Origin of the sequence: Streptomyces sp. NPDC055962, from assembly GCF_042270185.1 — a bacterium.
In the GTDB taxonomy this organism is placed as follows: domain Bacteria; phylum Actinomycetota; class Actinomycetes; order Streptomycetales; family Streptomycetaceae; genus Streptomyces.
Window position 1 is genome coordinate 24,022 of the sequence record NZ_JBHJYN010000011.1, and the last position, 16,201, is coordinate 40,222.

A 16,201-nucleotide genomic window follows, 5' to 3' on the forward strand; every position below is an offset into this window, starting at 1 on the left:
GGTTGTACCTACGTCCAGTGGTCCTACTACTGGCGGGGACAGGATGGTGTGCGTACGACCGTGGATACTGGACACATGGAGGAACAGCCCGCACCCGAACGCCGGCCGTCCGGCCCCCGCGGCCCCGGTCCCGGCGCGGGACACGCCATCGACCGGCGTGCCGAACTCAGCGAGTTCCTGCGCAGCCGGCGTGCCCGGCTGAAGCCGGAGGACGTGGGACTGCCCGACTTCGGGCGTCACCGCCGGGTCCCGGGGCTGCGCCGCGAGGAGCTGGCCCAGCTGGCCGGCGTGTCCGTGGCGTACTACACACGCCTCGAACAGGGCAACGGACAGAACGTGTCCGGCGAGGTACTGGGCGCGATCGCGTCCGCGCTGCGACTGACGGACGCCGAGCAGGCGCATCTCACCCACCTCGCGAAGCCGAAGCAGCACAGGAAGAAGCCGTCGGTACGGCAGCAGCGGGTTCGGGGTGCCCTCTGCCGGCTGCTCGACACCATGGACGGTGTTCCCGCGTACGTCGTCGGACGCCGTTCGGAGATCCTGGCCTGGAACCGGATGGCGGCGGCGGTATTCGGCGACTGGTCGCAGCTGCCGCCTCAGGAGCGGAACTGGGCACGGCTGGTGTTCCTGAACCCGGACTACCAGGCGCTGTACGTGGACTGGGACCAGAAGGCGTCCGACATCGTCAGCTACCTGCGGATGGACGCGGGCTGCCACCCCGACGACCCCCGCCTCTCCGCGCTCGTCGGCGAACTGTCCGTGAAGAGCGAGGAGTTCCGGCGGCTGTGGGCGCGGCACGACGTCAAGGAGAAGAGCCACGGCGTCAAGCGGCTGCACCACCCTCTGGTCGGTGAACTGTCCCTCTCCTTCGAGACGTTCACCCTGCCCGACGACGCGGAGCAGTCGGTGGTCGCCTATCACGCGGAGCCGGACTCCGCGTCCGCCGAGGCGCTCCGGCTGCTGGCGAGCTGGGGCACGGACGCCACGCGGGCGGGGTCGTCCGCCCCCGGGGTGGGCTAGCCCCTCGGCCGCCGGGCAGTGACCGGATCGGCCGTGTGATGCCCCGGACCAGCCTGTACGCTGCGGGGATGCAGCCGTCCGCCCCTTCCTCCTCCGCGCGGTCCGGCCAGTCCGCGGCCCCCGCCCAGCGTGGGCTCCTCACGGAGCGGATCGCACGGGACCTCGAGCACGACATCCGGTCCGGTGACATCCCCGTGGGGACGAAGCTCCCCTCCGAGCGTGAGCTCGCGTCCCAGTTCGGCGCCAGCAGGAACGTCGTGCGGGAGGTTCTGCGGCGGCTGGAGGCCCAGCATCTGATCGAGGTCGCACCCGGTCGCGGCTCGTTCGTCCGCGAGCAGAGCTCGGGCCAGGCGAGGGGCTACGACGCCCTGTACCGCGCCGGCCGTCCGACCGTCCGGCAGTTGATCGAGGCCCGCCTGCCGCTCGAGGTCGAGACGGTGCGGCTGGCGACCGAGCGGGCGACGGACGAGGACATCGAGTCGATGCGGGCGGCCCGGGACGCCCTCGAATCGGCGAGTGACGTCGTCGTCAAGGCGCGGGCCGACATGGCCTTTCACGACGCCGTCGCCGAGGCGAGCAAGAACCCGGTCCTGCGGATCATGCTCTCGTCGATCAGCGGGATGATGTTCGAAATGATGCTCCGCTCCAACTCCGATCCCTCGATCGGCGAGCCCGGTGTCCCGCACCACCCGGAGATCTTCGAGGCGATCGAGGCGCGTGACGTGGATCTGGCCGCCGAGCGGATGCGGGAGCACCTGATGCTCGGACTGCGCACGTACGGCAAGGATCTCGACGTCCAGGTCGACATCATGGCGCGCAACCACATCGAAGCGCTGCTGGACGACACCGCGAACCGGTAGGGCGGCGCCAGGACGGGCGAGCAGCCCCCGAGGACCGGCGAATCCGGGAACGGGCGAGCACCCCCCGAGGACCGGCGGGGCCGCGGACCTCCGGGGCGCACGAGCCGGCGGGAGACACCGCGGGCTCCGGGCGATCCGGCCCGCACAAGGGCTGTTCGGCACGCCTTCCTCCTGCTAACGTCCGTCTGGTTCAACTGGTCCTACCAGTTGGGCCACACAGACCGGAGCTCTCGCGGCGGCCCCACGCCCCTGCGTGAGCATGACGTACGACAGCGCAGAGAGACGAGGACGACGATGTCCACGAGCAGCCAGCTCCTCAGCCGGCGCTCCTTCGGCAGGCTGGCGGCAGGGGTCGCGGGAGCCGCCGGGATGGGGGCGCTCGGCGCGTGTACCACCAGGGGCGGCCGGCCTTCCGCCGACACCCCGTTGCGGATCATGGCGATCAACCACGTGTGGTCGCAGGCGATCCGGCGCCGGACGAAGGAGTTCGAGGAGCGGATCGGGCGGCGGGTCTCGATGACGCTGCTCACCGCGGACCAGCTGGCGAGCAGCTACAACGTGAAGCTCAACGCCTCGGGCACCGACGTGGACGTCATGATGGTCCGCGCGCTCCAGGAGCAGCTGCTCTTCGCGCACAACGGCTGGCTGGCCGACCTGAGCGACCGCGTCACCCAGGACGAGGACTTCGCCTGGCAGGACTTCCAGAAGGCCCCGCGCGAGGCCTCCTTGACCGCGGGCAAGGTGCTGAGCGTCCCCGTCGTCACCGAGCGGCCGGCGCTGTACTACCGCAAGGACCTCGTGGAGGGCTCCGGCGGACCGCCCCGCACCCTGGAGGCGCTGATGTCGGCGGCGCAGGAGCTCACCGACAAGAAGCGGGGCTTCTACGGCTTCGTCGGCCGGGGCCAGCGCAGCGGCGCCGTGTCCCAGTGGTCGAGTTTCCTGTACTCGCACGGCGGGGACTTCGTCGTGCGCGGCAAGTCCGGCATCGGCACGCCCGAGGCGCTCGCGGCGTACCGGTACTACGGCAGTCTGCTGTCGAGGACGGGCCCGCCCGGCGCCACCAACATGAGCCTCGAACAGGCCATGCCGGTCTTCGCGCAGGGCAAGGCCGCCTTCTACATCGACGCGGACGCGATCTACAGCAGCTTCCTCGACCCGAAGGTGTCGACCGTACGCAAGACCGTCGGCTTCGCCCCCTTCCCCGCGGGGCCCGCCGGCGCCCGGCCGCACAACATCCCCTCCTGGAGTCTGGGCATCAGCGAGTTCTCGCTGCTGCGCGACGACGCGTGGGAGTTCATCAGGTGGGCCGCGGGTCCCGAGGTCACCGCGGACCTCCAGAAGGACGGCATCCCCGGAGCGCGCAGCTCGGTGTGGTCCGACCCCGAGTCCCTGGCCTCCTTCCCGCCGGACCTCGCCGAGGCCATGCGGCTCAACGCCGAACGGGGGCTGGGGTACGACAGGCCCCGTGTCCTCCAGGTCGGCCGCGCCAGGGACATCGTGGGGCGGCCCCTGGTCGCGGGCATCCTCGGCGACGACGTACGGCCGGTGGCCCGTGACGCCGACGCGGAGTTCGCCGATTTCCTCGTCCGCGACAACCGCCACAAGGAGTCCTGATGTCCACCACGGAGGTCTCCCCGACCACCCGTCCGGCCGCCGCGCCGGGCGCGGGACCTGCGCCCGCGCGCCGTCCCCGTACCTTCGAACAGGCCAACAGGCGGCTGAAGTGGACGATGCTCGCCCCGGCACTGCTGTTCGTCGGGTTGATGATCGTCTTTCCGCTGGCCTACACCGTCGACCTGAGCCTGACCGACGCCTTCGGCGCGGTGAACGCGGGCAAGGGGTACGTCGGCCTCCAGAACTTCGCCGACGCCCTGGGCGACACCCGCCGGTTCTGGCCGGCCGCGCAGCGCACGCTGGTCTTCACGGTCGGCGCGGTGATCCTGGAGACGGCGCTCGGACTCGCCCTCGCGATGCTCATGCGCAAGCCGTTCCGGGGCATGCGGTGGGTGCGTACGGTCCTGATCATCCCGCTGCTCACCACCCCGGTCGCGATCGGCATCCTCTGGCTGCTGATCCTCGACCCCACCAACGGCATAGCCAACCACCTGCTCGCCGGGGTCGGACTGCCCCGGCAGGAGTTCCTGGGCTCCGTCAGCCAGTCCCTGCCGACGCTCATGCTCATCGACGTGTGGCAGTGGACGCCCATGATGACGCTCCTCCTGCTCGCCGGGCTCACCACGCTGCCCGAGGAGCCGGAGGAGGCGGCGCGCGTCGACGGGGCGAACGGCTGGCAGCGCTTCCGGCACGTCGTGCTGCCCATGCTCGGTCCGACGCTGGCCACCGCCCTGGTGCTGCGCGCCGTCGACGCCCTGAAGACCTTCGACATCCTCTACGCCACCAAGGGCGCGGGCGGCGGCTCGGACTTCGAGGTGGAGACCCTGAACGTCTACGCCTACGGGCTGACCTTCGACTACCAGGAGTACGGCCTGGCCGCTGCCGTCCTGGTCCTGTTCACGCTCTTCATCATCGGCGTCGTGGTGCTGCTGCGCCGCCGGGGCGGAAGGAAGACCGCATGAGTGCCACCCTCACCCCCGTACCCGTCCGGGCACACCTGCGCCGGCGCACGGCCCTCTCATGGCTGCGCGGGATCACCATCGCCGCCGTGACGCTCGTGTTCGCGCTGCCCCTGGTGTGGATGTTCGCCGCGGCCTTCAAGACCAACGTCCAGGTCACCGACCCGTCGGTGGGCCTGTGGTTCAGCCCCACGCTGGAGAACTTCCGCAGCATCGTCGAGGCCGGGCAGATCCTGCGGTCGATGGGCAACTCCCTCCTGGTCGGAGTGGTCTCCACCGTGCTCTCCGCCGCGATCGCGGTACCCGCCGCCTGGGCGGTCGGACGGTTCGACATGCGCCGCACCGGATCGCTGATCCTGGTCGCCCGTATCGTGCCGGCGATCTCGCTCCTCGTCCCCTGGTACTACCTGTTCGCGCGGATGGGCCTCGTCGGCTCCTACACCGTGCTGATCCTCAGCCAGATGTTCGTCTCCGTCCCGCTCATCATGTGGATCATGATCAGCTTCTTCGCCGGCCTTCCGGTGGAGCTGGAGGAGGCTGCGCGCACGGACGGGCTGAGTGCCTTCGGAGCGTTCTGGCGCATCTCGCTGCCGCTCGCGGCGCCCGGCACGGCGACGGCCTCCCTGCTCGCCTTCGTCTTCAGCTGGAACAACTTCATGTTCGCGCTGATCTTCGCCGACGACCGCACCCAGACGGTGCCGGTCACCCTCTTCAACTTCATCTCGTACGCGAGCACCGACTGGGGCGGGCTGATGGCCGCGGCGACGCTCATCACCGTCCCCGTGGTGCTCGCCGCCGTCCTCGGACAGAAGTACCTGGTGGCCGGTCTGACCTCCGGCGCCACCAAGGGCTGAACGCCCCTCACCACCGCATCCTGAAGAAAGAACCCCCATGAACATTGTCGACGCGAAGGTCCTCGTCACCAGCCCCGGCCGCAACTTCGTCACCCTCAAGCTGACGACCGACGAGGGGATCACCGGCCTCGGCGACGCCACGCTCAACGGCCGGGAACTGGCCGTGGTCAGCTACCTCGAGGACCACGTCGCACCGCTCCTCATCGGTCTCGACCCGCACCGGGTCGAGGACACCTGGCAGTCGCTGTACAGGGGTGCGTACTGGCGGCGCGGCCCGGTGACGATGGCGGCGATCGCCGCCGTCGACGTCGCGCTGTGGGACATCAAGGCGAAGGCCGCGGGGCTCCCCCTGTACCAGCTCCTCGGCGGTGCCAGCCGCACCCGGGTGGGGACGTACGGCCATGCCAACGGCCGCGACATCCCCGAACTCCTCGACTCCGTCCGGGCCCGGCTCGCCGAGGGCTACCCCGCCGTCCGTGTGCAGACCGGCATCCCCGGACTGAAAGCCGTCTACGGCGTGTCGAGCACGGACGACGACGGCTCCCCCGTGCTGCACCAGCAGGCCCGGCCCCTGGTCGAGGACTGGGACACCGACGCCTACCTGCGCCACATGCCGTCCGTGCTGGAGGCGGTGCGCGCCGAGTTCGGACCCGACCTCCCCCTCCTGCACGACGCGCACCACCGGCTCACCCCCATCCAGGCCGCCCGCCTCGGCAAGGACCTGGAGCCGTACCGGCTCTTCTGGCTGGAGGACTGCACACCCGCCGAGAACCAGGAGGCCCTGCGCCTGGTCCGCCGCCACACCACCACCCCGCTGGCCATCGGCGAGGTCTTCAACACCGTGTACGACTACCAGTCCCTGATCACCGAGCAGTTGATCGACTACGTACGCTCCGCGGTGACCCACTTCGGGGGCGTCACCCCGCTGCGCAAGCTCTTCGACTTCGCCGCCCAGTACCAGATCAAGAGCGCGATCCACGGCCCGGAGGACATCTCCCCCGTCGGCATGGCGGCCGCCGTCCATCTCGACCTCGCCGTGCACAACTTCGGCATCCAGGAGTACTCGGGCCACACCCCGCTCACGAACGAGGTGTTCCGCCACGCGTACACCTTCGAGGACGGCCACCTGCACCCGGGCGAGGCCCCGGGGATCGGGGTCGACCTGGACGAGGACCTGGCAGCGGCGCACCCGTACGAGGCGGCGTACCTCCCGGTCAACCGTCTGCACGACGGGACGGTCCACGACTGGTGAACCGCCCCGCGGTGAACCTGTCCCGGGGAGCGTGTGCAGCGCTCCCCGGTGCCTTCCGCGTCCTGCGGGCCCTGCGTCAGGCCGGACGCGGAAGGCGGTGCAGTCGCACGTCCACGCGCGCGTCCGCGACCTCGGCAGTCATGTAGGTGCAGTACGGCTGCCGGCGCCTGTCGGTCGGCGAGCCCGGATTGAGCAGGCGCAGCCCTCCGGGAGCGACGGTGTCCCAGGGGATGTGGCTGTGGCCGAACACCAGGACGTCGAGGTCGGGGTAGCTGTCGGCGCACCGCTTCTCCCGCCCCTGCGACGCCCCTGTCTCGTGGACGACGCCGAAGCGGAGACCGTCGCACTCCACACGGGCGAACCCGGGGAGCCTGGACCTCAGCTCCGGCCCGTCGTTGTTGCCGAAGACGCCGACGAGGCGCCGCGCGCGGGCCTCGAAGAGGTCCAGAGTCGCCTCGTCGACCCAGTCACCCGCGTGGACGACGACATCGGCCGCGTCCATCTCCGCGAGGAGCGGTTCGGGCAGCCGCCGGGCCCGCCTGGGCAGGTGGGTGTCCGAGGTCAGCAGCAAGCGCACGGGCACACTCCGGGGCCATGGGCAGCGGCCGGGATGTGCCGCTCACCGTGCCACAGTATGTGCGGCACGCTCGGCCGGAGGCGCAGACACCGTCGGCGCCCGGCAATGTCTCCTGTAGGCACCATGGACAACTCCTCCCCCTGGCGCTACCTTCGGCGATTGTTTGACAACGATGTCATTCCCTCTTCTCCCAAGGAGCAGTGATCGCGAATGGTGTCCCGGAGAACTCTTCTTCAAGCAGGCGGAGCGGCCCTGGCGGCCGGCGGGCTCGGGATCTCCCTGCCCGGTCGGGCCGACGCGGCCCCGGCCGGGCCCGTCGCCCCTCTGCTGCCGTCCTTCGGCCGTCCCACCCGGCTCGACGTCGCCGACGTCAGCTCGCTCGACGGGAACGACCAGCTCTTGCTGACGACTCTTCAAGGGGTGGTCAACCGTCGGCGCCCACGCCTCTACTTCAGCTTCGACGAGGGCGACACCGACCTCCGCTGGCTGCCCGGCACCGGAGCCTCGGTCACCCGCCACGACAACGCCCTGGACCTGGTCGCCCTCTACCGGAACGAGGTACGCGGCGCGATCCTGCACGACCCCGGCGTCCCGGACTCGGTGAACGTCGCGACCACCCTCGCCGGGCTGGAGAACGCCGTGGTCGCCACGGCCGAGCAGGCGCGCGAACACCGTCTGAGGACCGTCGCCGACCTGCGAGGCCGCTTCGACGCGGAGGACGTGGTCGCCACGTACCGCTGGCAGCTGGACCACCTGTTCCCGCGCTGCGCCCACACCCTGCTGGCTGGGCTGCCGCCCACGCGGACCGTACGGGAGGAGGGCGTGCGGTGGCGCGAGACAGCCCGGGAGGCCGGGCGCGTCCGCGATGCGTCGAACCGGCAGGTCCGCACCTTCGACCTGAGCACGGAGCTTGCCGGCGGGGACGGCGTGTACCTGCGCTTCCAGGACTCCTTCGGCGACGACGGCTGGGGAGCCTCGGTGGGTTCGGTCAAGGTGACGGCCGACAACGGGCAGGTGATCGCGGCCTTCGCACCGGGCACGGCCGGCGAGAAGCCGTACCTCTTCGACAGCTCCGGCTCCTCCATCGGCGACGACGCCAACCGGTTCTGCGACGGGAGCGGGTACTTCACCTACCGCTTCACCCCTCCGTCAGGTACGCGGCAGCTCCTGGTCGAGGCAGACGTGTGGAACCAGTTCCTCGTGTCCGCCACCACCACCGCACCGACGCGCGTCGAGCCGTTCCCCTGCTTCCGGGACTACGCCGTCGCCGCCCGGGCCATGGTCGTCTGGCTGCCCCCGTCCGGCGGGACGGGGGACCTGTTGGACGAGGTCTTCCGCCGGGTCGGGCCCACCACCCCCTACGCGGGCTGGTTCTCCGACGACGTGGCGGGCGAGTGGGGAGGGGTCGACCGCGCATCGCAGCACGGCATCGAAGTGGTGCCCGCAGACTTCTACATGAACGGCACGGTGCACGCCGGCGTGCCGGCGAAGATCTCGGACAGGGTCCGGCCGAGACCGAAGGCCCCGCTCCGCAACCGCGTCTACCTCACCCTCACCGTCGGCGAGGGTGACAACATCCAGTACTGCCAGCGCCGCATGCGGACCATCTGGGACGACCCCGCGCGGGGCCGTGTGCCCGTCAACTGGACCGTCAGCCCACTGCTCGCGGACATCGGGCCCGCGCTCCTGGCGCACTACCAGGCGACGGCCACCGACAACGATCTGTTGATCGCGGGCCCTTCCGGCGCCGGCTACACCTATCCGGGTTCCTGGCCCGAGGAGGCCCTGGACGCGTACACCGCACTCACCGGACGCTTCCTGCGCCGCACCGGCATGGACCTGGTCTACGCGTACAACCCCCGCAACGCCGCGGGGGACGGATGGGTCCCGTTCGAGGAGCGCGTCGTGCGCTCGTACCGGGAGAACACCCCGCTGCGGGGGATCATCCAGTCCTGGGAGAGCGGCGACCTGAGCATCCGCCCGGCGGGCATCCCGGTGATCGGCAACTTCTTCCCGCAGGGGAAGGCCGCGGAGTACCGCGACGGCCTGCTCCGGCACATCGAGGGCTGGGACGGCACCGCGCCGCTGTTCGTCGCCGGCGCCGTCAACGCCTGGAGCTGGACCCCGGGCGACATCGCCGAACTCGTCGGCCTGCTGGGCGACCCGTTCGAAGTCGTACGCGGCGACACCTTCTTCGACCTGGTGAAGCGGGCGGGCTGACACTCCTGGAGTGGCCTCCGCGCGGGTGCCGGTGCGGGCGATCAGCGCCCGTCCGCACCGGCACCCGCGGCTCCCCGCCCTGTACGGCTCGTGCGGCGCGCGCGGCCCGTGCCCGTCAGCCGAGGGATCCGACATACGCGGCGGCAGCGTCGACGAAGCGGTCGTGTGCGGCCCGCGCGGTGTCCTGCGCCGCGGTGAGCTCCTCGATGCTCGCGGTCGCCTCGACCATGTCGTAGGTGGCGACGACCATCGCCTGCGCGGTGGTGTGGACGGCCGGGTCGGGCACGAGCAGGCGCAGCGCGACCAGGGGGCGGGTGAGGGCGGAGCGGGTCCTGTGGGATGCGGCTCGCAGCTCTTCCAGCTCCTCGTGGCCGGCTCCACGCAGGCGGGCCTCCCCGCGCATCCACAGGGCGCGACGGTGGTCGGAGCCCGCGGAGGCGAGCGTGGTCACCGCGTCGAGCCGGTCGCGGCGCACCTGCTCGGCGGCGGCCGCGCGCTCGGCACGGCCGGCCGACAGGTGCTGGAACGTGCCGGTGACGATCGATCCGAGCAGCGTCCCGACGACGGCGAGGACGGTGGCGATCATGAGCTGCTCCCTGGGTGTGCGACCGCTCCACGTCCGGGTCGACGGCGGGTACGGCCACCGGTGGTCATCGTGAGTCGCACGGGCGGTCGGAGGGGAGTGGCCGTGGCTGCTGCCGTGGTCGACACAGGTCTCGTACGAGAGCGGGAAGCGTCCGCACAGGACGTGACGGCCCGTCAGCCGTCATACCCGGCTCTCCGGGTGGGCGGCGATGGTCGGGGGGTGTTCGGGATCGGGGATCCGGTCGCTCCAGCCGCCGGGGACCGTCCGGCCCTGCTGGTCCCGGAAGCGGATGGGGGCCGTCCCGACGCGGCGGGTGAAGAGGCGGGAGAAGTAGGCCGGGTCGTCGTAACCGACGCGGCGGGCCACCGCGGCGACGGGCAGCTCGGTGGCGGCGAGGAGTTCCTTGGCGCGGCCGAGGCGGATGCCGAGGAGGTAGTCCTTGGGACTGCACCCGGCGGCGCGCCGCACGGCGATACGCAGTTCGGCGGGGGTCATCCCGTGGCGGGAGGCGTGTTCGGCGACGGACAAGGGCTGGAAGGCATCGCGCGCGAGGGCGTGCAGCACGGGGTCCCCGTCGGCCCCCACGTCGGCGCGGGCACGGCGGAGTGCGACGAGGAGTTCGTGCACGGCGGCGCCGGTCTCCACCTCCAGGAGGGGGTTGCCCAGGCGTGCGGCGCGGGCGATGCGGCCCACGGCGGCGCGGGCGGACGCGGTGTCGGCGAGGGGCACGACCGGGCGGTCGGGCTCGATGTAGCCGAGCTCGGTGTACGGGGCGGTCGCCGGACCGGTGAAGTCGACGAAGCTCTCGTCCCATCCGGTGTCGGGGTCGGGGCCGTAGTGGTGCGGGATGCCCGGCACGAGCCAGATCAGTGCGGGGGCGGTCACGGGAGTGTGTGTGCCGTCGGGGCGGCGGTACCAGCCGGTGCCCGCGCTGATGACGACGGCGACGTGGTGGTCGAGGGTGCGGGGTCCGACGACGGGCAGCGCGCCGTGCTGGAGGCCGACTCCGAGGCAGACGAGACCCAGCTTGTGGTGGGTGGGGCCCGGCGTGAAATAGCGCATCCAGGTGTGGTACATCGGCTTCGGTGTCCTCCTCGCCCGTCCGGTCGGTGTTCCGTTGCGTCCAATCGCTCCCGATCTTTGTCCATGGACCGCTTCGCCGCCAGGGTGTGAGGTGGGGGCCGGTGGAACGAGAGGTGGGCAACCGTGCCTGAATTCACGGTCGGCGAGCGGGATTTCGAGCTGGACGGGCGGCCCGTACGGCTGTTGTCGGGTGCTCTGCACTACTTCCGGGTGCACGAGGACCACTGGGAACACCGGCTGGCGATGCTGCGGGCCATGGGGCTGAACTGTGTGGAGACGTACGTCCCGTGGAATCTGCACGAGCCGGAGCAGGGGCGGTTCCGCGACGTGGAGGCACTGGGGCGCTTCCTGGACGCCGCGGAGTCGGCGGGACTGTGGGCGATCGTTCGGCCGGGTCCGTACATCTGCGCGGAGTGGGAGAACGGCGGTCTGCCGCACTGGCTGACGGGGGCCCTGGGGGCCCGGGTGAGGACCCGGGATCCCGAGTACCTCGGGCAGGTGGAGCGGTGGTTCCGGCGCCTGCTGCCGCAGGTCGTGCGGCGTCAGATCGACCGGGGCGGACCGGTGATCATGGTGCAGGCCGAGAACGAGTACGGCAGTTACGGCTCCGACCAGGTCTACCTGGGCCGTCTCGTCGAGATGCTGCGCGAGCTCGGGACGACGGTGCCGCTGTTCACGTCCGACGGGCCCGAGGACCACATGCTGACGGGCGGGTCCGTGCCGGGTGTGCTCGCCACGGCGAACTTCGGTTCGGGGGCGCGGGAGAGCTTCGAGACCCTGCGGCGGCACCGTCCGGACGGGCCGCTGATGTGCATGGAGTTCTGGTGCGGGTGGTTCGTCCACTGGGGGGCGGAGCCGGTGCCCAGCGAGCCGGCCGAGGCTGCCGCGGCGTTGGAGGAGATCCTCGGGTGCGGCGCGTCCGTCAACATCTACATGGCGCACGGCGGGACCAACTTCGGCGGCTGGTCGGGGGCGAACCGTGCCGGGGAACTCCACGGCGGCGAGCTCCGGTCGACCGTGACCTCGTACGACTACGACGCCCCCGTCGACGAGTACGGCCGCCCCACGGAGAAGTTCTGGCTGTTCCGGGAGGTCCTCGCCCGGCACCGGGAGGGCGGTGTCCCGCTCCCCGACGTACCGGCTCTGCCGCCCGCCCTGGGAGCGCCCGTGCGTGCGGAACTCACGGAGTGGGCACCGCTGGGTGACGTCATGGACGGCCTCGGCGGCCCGGAGGGCGAGTGGGCGATGCCGCCGACCTTCGAGGAGCTGGGGGTGGACCGGGGGGTGGTCCGCTACCGGGTGGAGGTGCCGGGGCCGCGCGCGCCGTATCCGCTGGGAGTGACCGGGTTGCGGGACCGGGCGGTCGTGTACGTCGACGGGGCGAGGGCGGGGGTGCTGGGCGGAGGCACGGCCGAGGCAGGCGCGTACACGGCGCTGGACCGGCCGGTCGCGGGGCCGGCGGTGGTGGACCTGTGGGTGGAGTCGCTGGGGCGGGTCAACTACGGGCCGCGTCTCGCCGAGCCGAAGGGGATCACGGGGGGTGTGCTCCACGAGCGCCAGTATCTGCACGGCGTACGGGCGCGGGGTCTGGCTCTGGACGCGTTCGAGAGCGCGGACGCACTCCGGAAGGTGCCGTTCCGTTCACCGGAGGCGGGCGCTCCCGGGCTGTTCCGGGGGACCTTCGACGTGCGCGGTGCGGGTGACGCCGGGGTCTCCCTGCCGGGATGGGGGCGCGGCTTCGTGTGGGTCAACGGCTTCTGTCTGGGCCGCTACTGGAGCGTGGGACCGCAGGAGTCCCTGTACGTTCCCGGGCCCGTGCTGCGCGAGGGCGTGAACGAGGTGTGGGTCCTGGAGCTGGAGCACTCGGGCGAACACCTGCTGACCGTCGGCTGAGGAAGCGCCCGGAGACGGAGGAGGGCCGGTCCTGCGTACAGGACCGGCCCTTCTCTCGTCCTCACCCCTCGCCCGCGCCTCCTCTCATCCGTCCGTCACGCCTCACGGACCTCGAAGGAGTCGAGGACGAACTCCGCCTTCCCGTCGCTCCCGGTCTTGCGCAGACCCACCCAGGTCTCGCCCTCGGTCGGAGCCGTGAACTCGTAGCTCAGCACGGCCGGTGAGGTCGCGACGGGAAGGTCCCTGCGGTCGAGTTCGCGGGCGTCCGGCGCGTCGACCGCAGTGATCCAGGCGTACTCTCCGGCCTTCTCGTTCTCGTACCGGAAGGTCACCTGGTAGCGCTTCCCCGCCTCGAAGCGGACGGTGTGCTGCACGGTGCGGTGGACGAGGCCGTCGTTCTCCCCGCGCGACTTGAGCGACTGGGTCCCGTCGACCACGTCGTCGATCGCCTTGCCGTTCCAGCCGCGCCGGGTGAACGGGGAGTGCCGCTGTGCGATGTGCGTGCGCGGGTCCGTCGAGCCTCCCGCGTCCCCCTTCACGAAGGCGCCCCAGCCCTGCGGCACGCGCTCGAAGTCCTCGAAGGCCACGGCTCCGGACTTGGTGGTGGGCTGCGCGGCGACGATCCGTACGTTGTCGAAGCGGACCCGCGCGTCCCCCTCCCCGGCGTGCAGGGTGAGGTCCACGGGGCCTCCGCCGTCCGGCACGGTGAAGTACGTGAACATCCTCTGGAAACGGGTGCCGTGCTTGCGGTCCGCCGCGACGAAGTTGACGGCGGTCGAGGAGACGGTCCAGTTCTCGGTGGTCGTCCCGTCGGCGGTGCGCACGGTGAGAGCGGCTCGCCGCCGCTCCCCCGCGCTTCTGCCCACCTCCACCTGTACGGACGCGGCGTAGGTGCCCGGTGCCAGGCGGGCGAGCCGCTGGCCGACGGCTGCCGCGGTTCCGGGGCCGATGACCAGTTCGTAGTCTCCGAGGGCGCTCAGCTCGACCGACGCCGGGCCGCTGACATTCCAGCCCGCCAGGGAACCGGAGTGGAAGCCCGGGTCGTGGAGCGGTGTCCCCTGCCCCCACTCCGGGTCCCGGTGCGCGGGCACCCGGGTGCGGTGGACGACGTACGGCTGCCTGGCCTCGGCCTCGATGGTGACGCGGCCGGAGCGGACGGGAACATCCCGGACGTGGACCCGTCCCTGGTCGGTGAGCCGGTACAGGGCGAGCGCCGACCGGCCGGCCCAGCCGCGCGGGACCTGCCAGGTGCTGCTGCCACCTGCCGGGTTGTAGTGGTAGAGCCGGTCCGGGTCGGTGGCCTCGCGCGGCTCCCAGGGCAGCAGATAGCGTCCCTCCTCGTACACGACACGGCCGTCCGTGATGATGCGGCGGGTGCCCTCCACGTCGTCCACGGACGTCCTCGTCGGGCCGAAGAACGTGATCTCGTGCGCGCCCCAGGTCCGGACGGGGTACGCCTGGAGGTACTTGGCGGGCAGGCTGTCGGTCCAGATCTGCTGGTAGAAGGTGTTCCAGTCGGTCTTGTTGACCCAGCCCTCGAAGTTGCCGGTGCGCGGGATGCCGAGGAGTGTCGGCCACTTGTCGGCGAAGACGTCCTTCTGGTGGTTTCGGATGAACCGGATCAGCCGGGAGTTGATGCCCCGCGACGTGTCCCCGCCGTAGTCGGTCTCGGTCGCCCAGTGGGACCAGAGGGAGGAGCGTTCGAGGCCGTGGCCCCACTCGGTGGTGACCTGCCAGCCCTGCTCCCGCAGGGCTCGCTGGAGGCGGTCCGAAGTCCAGCCGGACTCCCGGAAGACGTCGATGTACAGCATGTTCAGCGCGGGGTCGGTCTCGTCCCTGAGGTCCTGGAAGCGCTTGACGATGTCGCCGGACACGAGATCGCGACGCTGGTCGATGCGGTAGCTCTGGTCGAGCCAGTCCCACTGTTCGTCGTTCTTGTCGACGAGCGTCTCGGAGAACGCCTTCGCCACGGGATACGACTCGGTGGCGTTCACGTGGACGCCGAAGTCGCTTCCCCATCCACGCCCCTCGCGTACGAGCGTGTTGAGGTCCTTCAGGCCGCCCGCGCGCTCGTTGTGGTTGCCCGCGTAGTCAGGGTGGGCGGAGTCGTGGCCCTCCGACTGGTAGCCCTTGAGGAGCGTGTACTGGCGCAGTCCGTCCGTCGCCAGGGAGATCCGTTTGACGTTGTCGAGTGTCGCGAGGAACGGATTGGTGGCCTGGCTGGCGAAGTTGAAGGGGATGTGCGGGACGACCCGCAGGTGCTGTTCACCGGCGCCCAGCGGGTCGGTCATGATGTCGCGGAAGGCGATGGCGGCGTCCTGCCAGTCCACCACCCCGTCGCCGTTGCGGTCACCGGTGACGATCACGGTGGCGTACGGGAGCGGCTCGGTGGCGTCGAGGGGCGCGGTCGCGGCACGGTGCGTCCACTGCCCACAGGTGAGCTGCGCCTTGACATAGCCGTCCCTCCCGACGGTCTGGCGCCAGAGGCGCCCGTTCTCCCAGGTGGCGCCGGGGACGCTGTCGGGCCTGTCGTACGTCGTGTTGGTCTCCAGGGCGCCGCCGAGCAGGTCGTGGGCGACGACGGCATAGGCACAACCCGACGGCGCGGCGTCGGGCGCGGTGTCGGGGGTGAGTTCGACCAGGGTGTCGCCGCTCGTGGCCTTGTCGAGCTGGATGCGTGCGCCGAGGAGGGCGGCGCCCGGCTGGTCGCTGCGCACCGACAGGAACGCCAGCGACGGGAACTGGAGCGTGCCGATGCGCAGGGCGGAGGTGTCGGTGATGCGGGTGACGCGCCAGTCGACCCGGCAGCCGGTGACACGGATCTCGACCCGGATCTCCGCGCCCCCGTCGAAGGTGAGGGTGTACGACACCCTGTCCCGGTCCGGTCGCGAGGTCACCCTGGGGGTCCGGGCGGTTCCGTCGATCAGCACCGAGGTGACCGGGTCCTCCTGACCGTGGAGTACGGCACCGTGGGCACGGTCGGTGTACGAGACGATGCGCGGGAAGTCCGGATCGACCCGCACCTCCAGTTCGCGGGAGCGCAGCACCGTGTCCCGCTGCGTCGTCCCCCGTTGCGCCGCGCTTGCGGCGCCGGGTCCTGTGAGAGCCAGTCCCGCCCCTGCCAGTGCGGTGGCCGTCACCACGGTCCTGCGGCTCGGTCCGGGGTCCTGTGCGTGCATGCGCGCTCTCCTGACGCTTGACGGCATCTGTGCACGCCAAGATGCGCCGCGCGAGGTGAACGCGCCCATGGACAAAGGAGGAGCGGCTGTTGGACTAACGTGCC

The 16,201-nt window shown here is 71.2% G+C and carries 12 protein-coding genes; 8 read left to right on the forward strand and 4 right to left on the reverse strand.

Features of this window, described 5'->3' with window-relative positions; genetic code table 11:
• Nucleotides 1-75 precede the first annotated feature (75 nt).
• From ACFC51_RS26830 to manD, 6 genes are all read left to right on the forward strand, one after another.
• Complete coding sequence (locus ACFC51_RS26830; RefSeq protein ID WP_376531238.1) at nucleotides 76-1,020, forward strand: helix-turn-helix transcriptional regulator; 945 nt, start codon at nucleotides 76-78, stop codon at nucleotides 1,018-1,020.
• Between the two features lie 68 nt (nucleotides 1,021-1,088).
• Entirely contained in the window at nucleotides 1,089-1,880 is a 792-nt protein-coding gene (locus ACFC51_RS26835; protein WP_376531241.1) for a FadR/GntR family transcriptional regulator, read from the forward strand.
• A gap of 294 nt (nucleotides 1,881-2,174) precedes the next feature.
• A complete protein-coding gene (locus ACFC51_RS26840; protein ID WP_376377086.1) occupies nucleotides 2,175-3,494 on the forward strand; it encodes an ABC transporter substrate-binding protein in 1,320 nt (439 codons plus the stop codon).
• Nucleotides 3,494-4,456, forward strand: a complete 963-nt coding sequence (locus ACFC51_RS26845; RefSeq protein WP_376531244.1) for a carbohydrate ABC transporter permease — start codon at nucleotides 3,494-3,496, stop codon at nucleotides 4,454-4,456. The genes ACFC51_RS26840 and ACFC51_RS26845 overlap by 1 nt, the downstream gene beginning before the upstream one ends.
• Complete coding sequence (locus tag ACFC51_RS26850) at nucleotides 4,453-5,307, forward strand: carbohydrate ABC transporter permease (RefSeq protein WP_376531246.1); 855 nt, start codon at nucleotides 4,453-4,455, stop codon at nucleotides 5,305-5,307. Before ACFC51_RS26845 ends, ACFC51_RS26850 begins: the two co-directional genes overlap by 4 nt.
• Before the next feature lie 37 nt (nucleotides 5,308-5,344).
• Nucleotides 5,345-6,559, forward strand: a complete 1,215-nt coding sequence (gene manD / locus ACFC51_RS26855) for a D-mannonate dehydratase ManD (RefSeq protein ID WP_376377092.1) — start codon at nucleotides 5,345-5,347, stop codon at nucleotides 6,557-6,559.
• A 76-nt stretch (nucleotides 6,560-6,635) separates the two neighbouring features.
• On the opposite strand, the gene ACFC51_RS26860 is transcribed toward manD, so the two are convergent.
• On the reverse strand, nucleotides 6,636-7,136 hold the full coding sequence (locus ACFC51_RS26860) for a metallophosphoesterase family protein (protein WP_376531248.1): 501 nt from the start codon (nucleotides 7,134-7,136) through the stop codon (nucleotides 6,636-6,638).
• Between the two features lie 210 nt (nucleotides 7,137-7,346).
• Between ACFC51_RS26860 and ACFC51_RS26865 the strand changes: the two genes are divergently transcribed.
• A complete protein-coding gene (locus tag ACFC51_RS26865; protein WP_376531250.1) occupies nucleotides 7,347-9,356 on the forward strand; it encodes a GxGYxYP domain-containing protein in 2,010 nt (669 codons plus the stop codon).
• Between the two features lie 115 nt (nucleotides 9,357-9,471).
• On the opposite strand, the gene ACFC51_RS26870 is transcribed toward ACFC51_RS26865, so the two are convergent.
• The gene (locus tag ACFC51_RS26870; RefSeq protein ID WP_376531252.1) at nucleotides 9,472-9,942 is read right to left on the reverse strand and encodes a hypothetical protein; all 471 of its coding nucleotides are present in this window, start codon (nucleotides 9,940-9,942) and stop codon (nucleotides 9,472-9,474) included.
• Nucleotides 9,943-10,122: 180 nt separating this feature from the next.
• A complete protein-coding gene (locus tag ACFC51_RS26875) occupies nucleotides 10,123-11,019 on the reverse strand; it encodes a helix-turn-helix domain-containing protein (protein ID WP_376377100.1) in 897 nt (298 codons plus the stop codon).
• 129 nt (nucleotides 11,020-11,148) lie between these two features.
• Here ACFC51_RS26875 and ACFC51_RS26880 point away from each other — a divergent pair, with 129 nt between their 5' ends.
• Nucleotides 11,149-12,918: a beta-galactosidase gene (locus ACFC51_RS26880; protein ID WP_376377102.1), complete on the forward strand. Its 1,770-nt coding sequence runs from the start codon at nucleotides 11,149-11,151 to the stop codon at nucleotides 12,916-12,918.
• Nucleotides 12,919-13,013: 95 nt separating this feature from the next.
• Here the strand turns inward: ACFC51_RS26880 and ACFC51_RS26885 are convergent, their stop codons facing one another.
• Nucleotides 13,014-16,097 (reverse strand): endo-alpha-N-acetylgalactosaminidase family protein, encoded by a 3,084-nt coding sequence (locus tag ACFC51_RS26885; RefSeq protein WP_376531254.1) that lies wholly within the window; start codon nucleotides 16,095-16,097, stop codon nucleotides 13,014-13,016.
• Nucleotides 16,098-16,201 lie beyond the last annotated feature (104 nt).

What these genes read in the sequence shown, in the direction of transcription:
- ACFC51_RS26870 (WP_376531252.1), bottom strand. Translation starts at nt 9,942, where the DNA reads ATGATCGCCACCGTCCTCGCCGTCGTCGGGACGCTGCTCGGATCGATC.
- ACFC51_RS26875 (WP_376377100.1), bottom strand. Translation starts at nt 11,019, where the DNA reads ATGTACCACACCTGGATGCGCTATTTCACGCCGGGCCCCACCCACCAC.
- ACFC51_RS26865 (WP_376531250.1), top strand. Translation starts at nt 7,347, where the DNA reads ATGGTGTCCCGGAGAACTCTTCTTCAAGCAGGCGGAGCGGCCCTGGCG.
- ACFC51_RS26840 (WP_376377086.1), top strand. Translation starts at nt 2,175, where the DNA reads ATGTCCACGAGCAGCCAGCTCCTCAGCCGGCGCTCCTTCGGCAGGCTG.
- ACFC51_RS26835 (WP_376531241.1), top strand. Translation starts at nt 1,089, where the DNA reads ATGCAGCCGTCCGCCCCTTCCTCCTCCGCGCGGTCCGGCCAGTCCGCG.
- ACFC51_RS26850 (WP_376531246.1), top strand. Translation starts at nt 4,453, where the DNA reads ATGAGTGCCACCCTCACCCCCGTACCCGTCCGGGCACACCTGCGCCGG.
- ACFC51_RS26845 (WP_376531244.1), top strand. Translation starts at nt 3,494, where the DNA reads ATGTCCACCACGGAGGTCTCCCCGACCACCCGTCCGGCCGCCGCGCCG.
- ACFC51_RS26830 (WP_376531238.1), top strand. Translation starts at nt 76, where the DNA reads ATGGAGGAACAGCCCGCACCCGAACGCCGGCCGTCCGGCCCCCGCGGC.
- ACFC51_RS26885 (WP_376531254.1), bottom strand. Translation starts at nt 16,097, where the DNA reads ATGCACGCACAGGACCCCGGACCGAGCCGCAGGACCGTGGTGACGGCC.
- manD (WP_376377092.1), top strand. Translation starts at nt 5,345, where the DNA reads ATGAACATTGTCGACGCGAAGGTCCTCGTCACCAGCCCCGGCCGCAAC.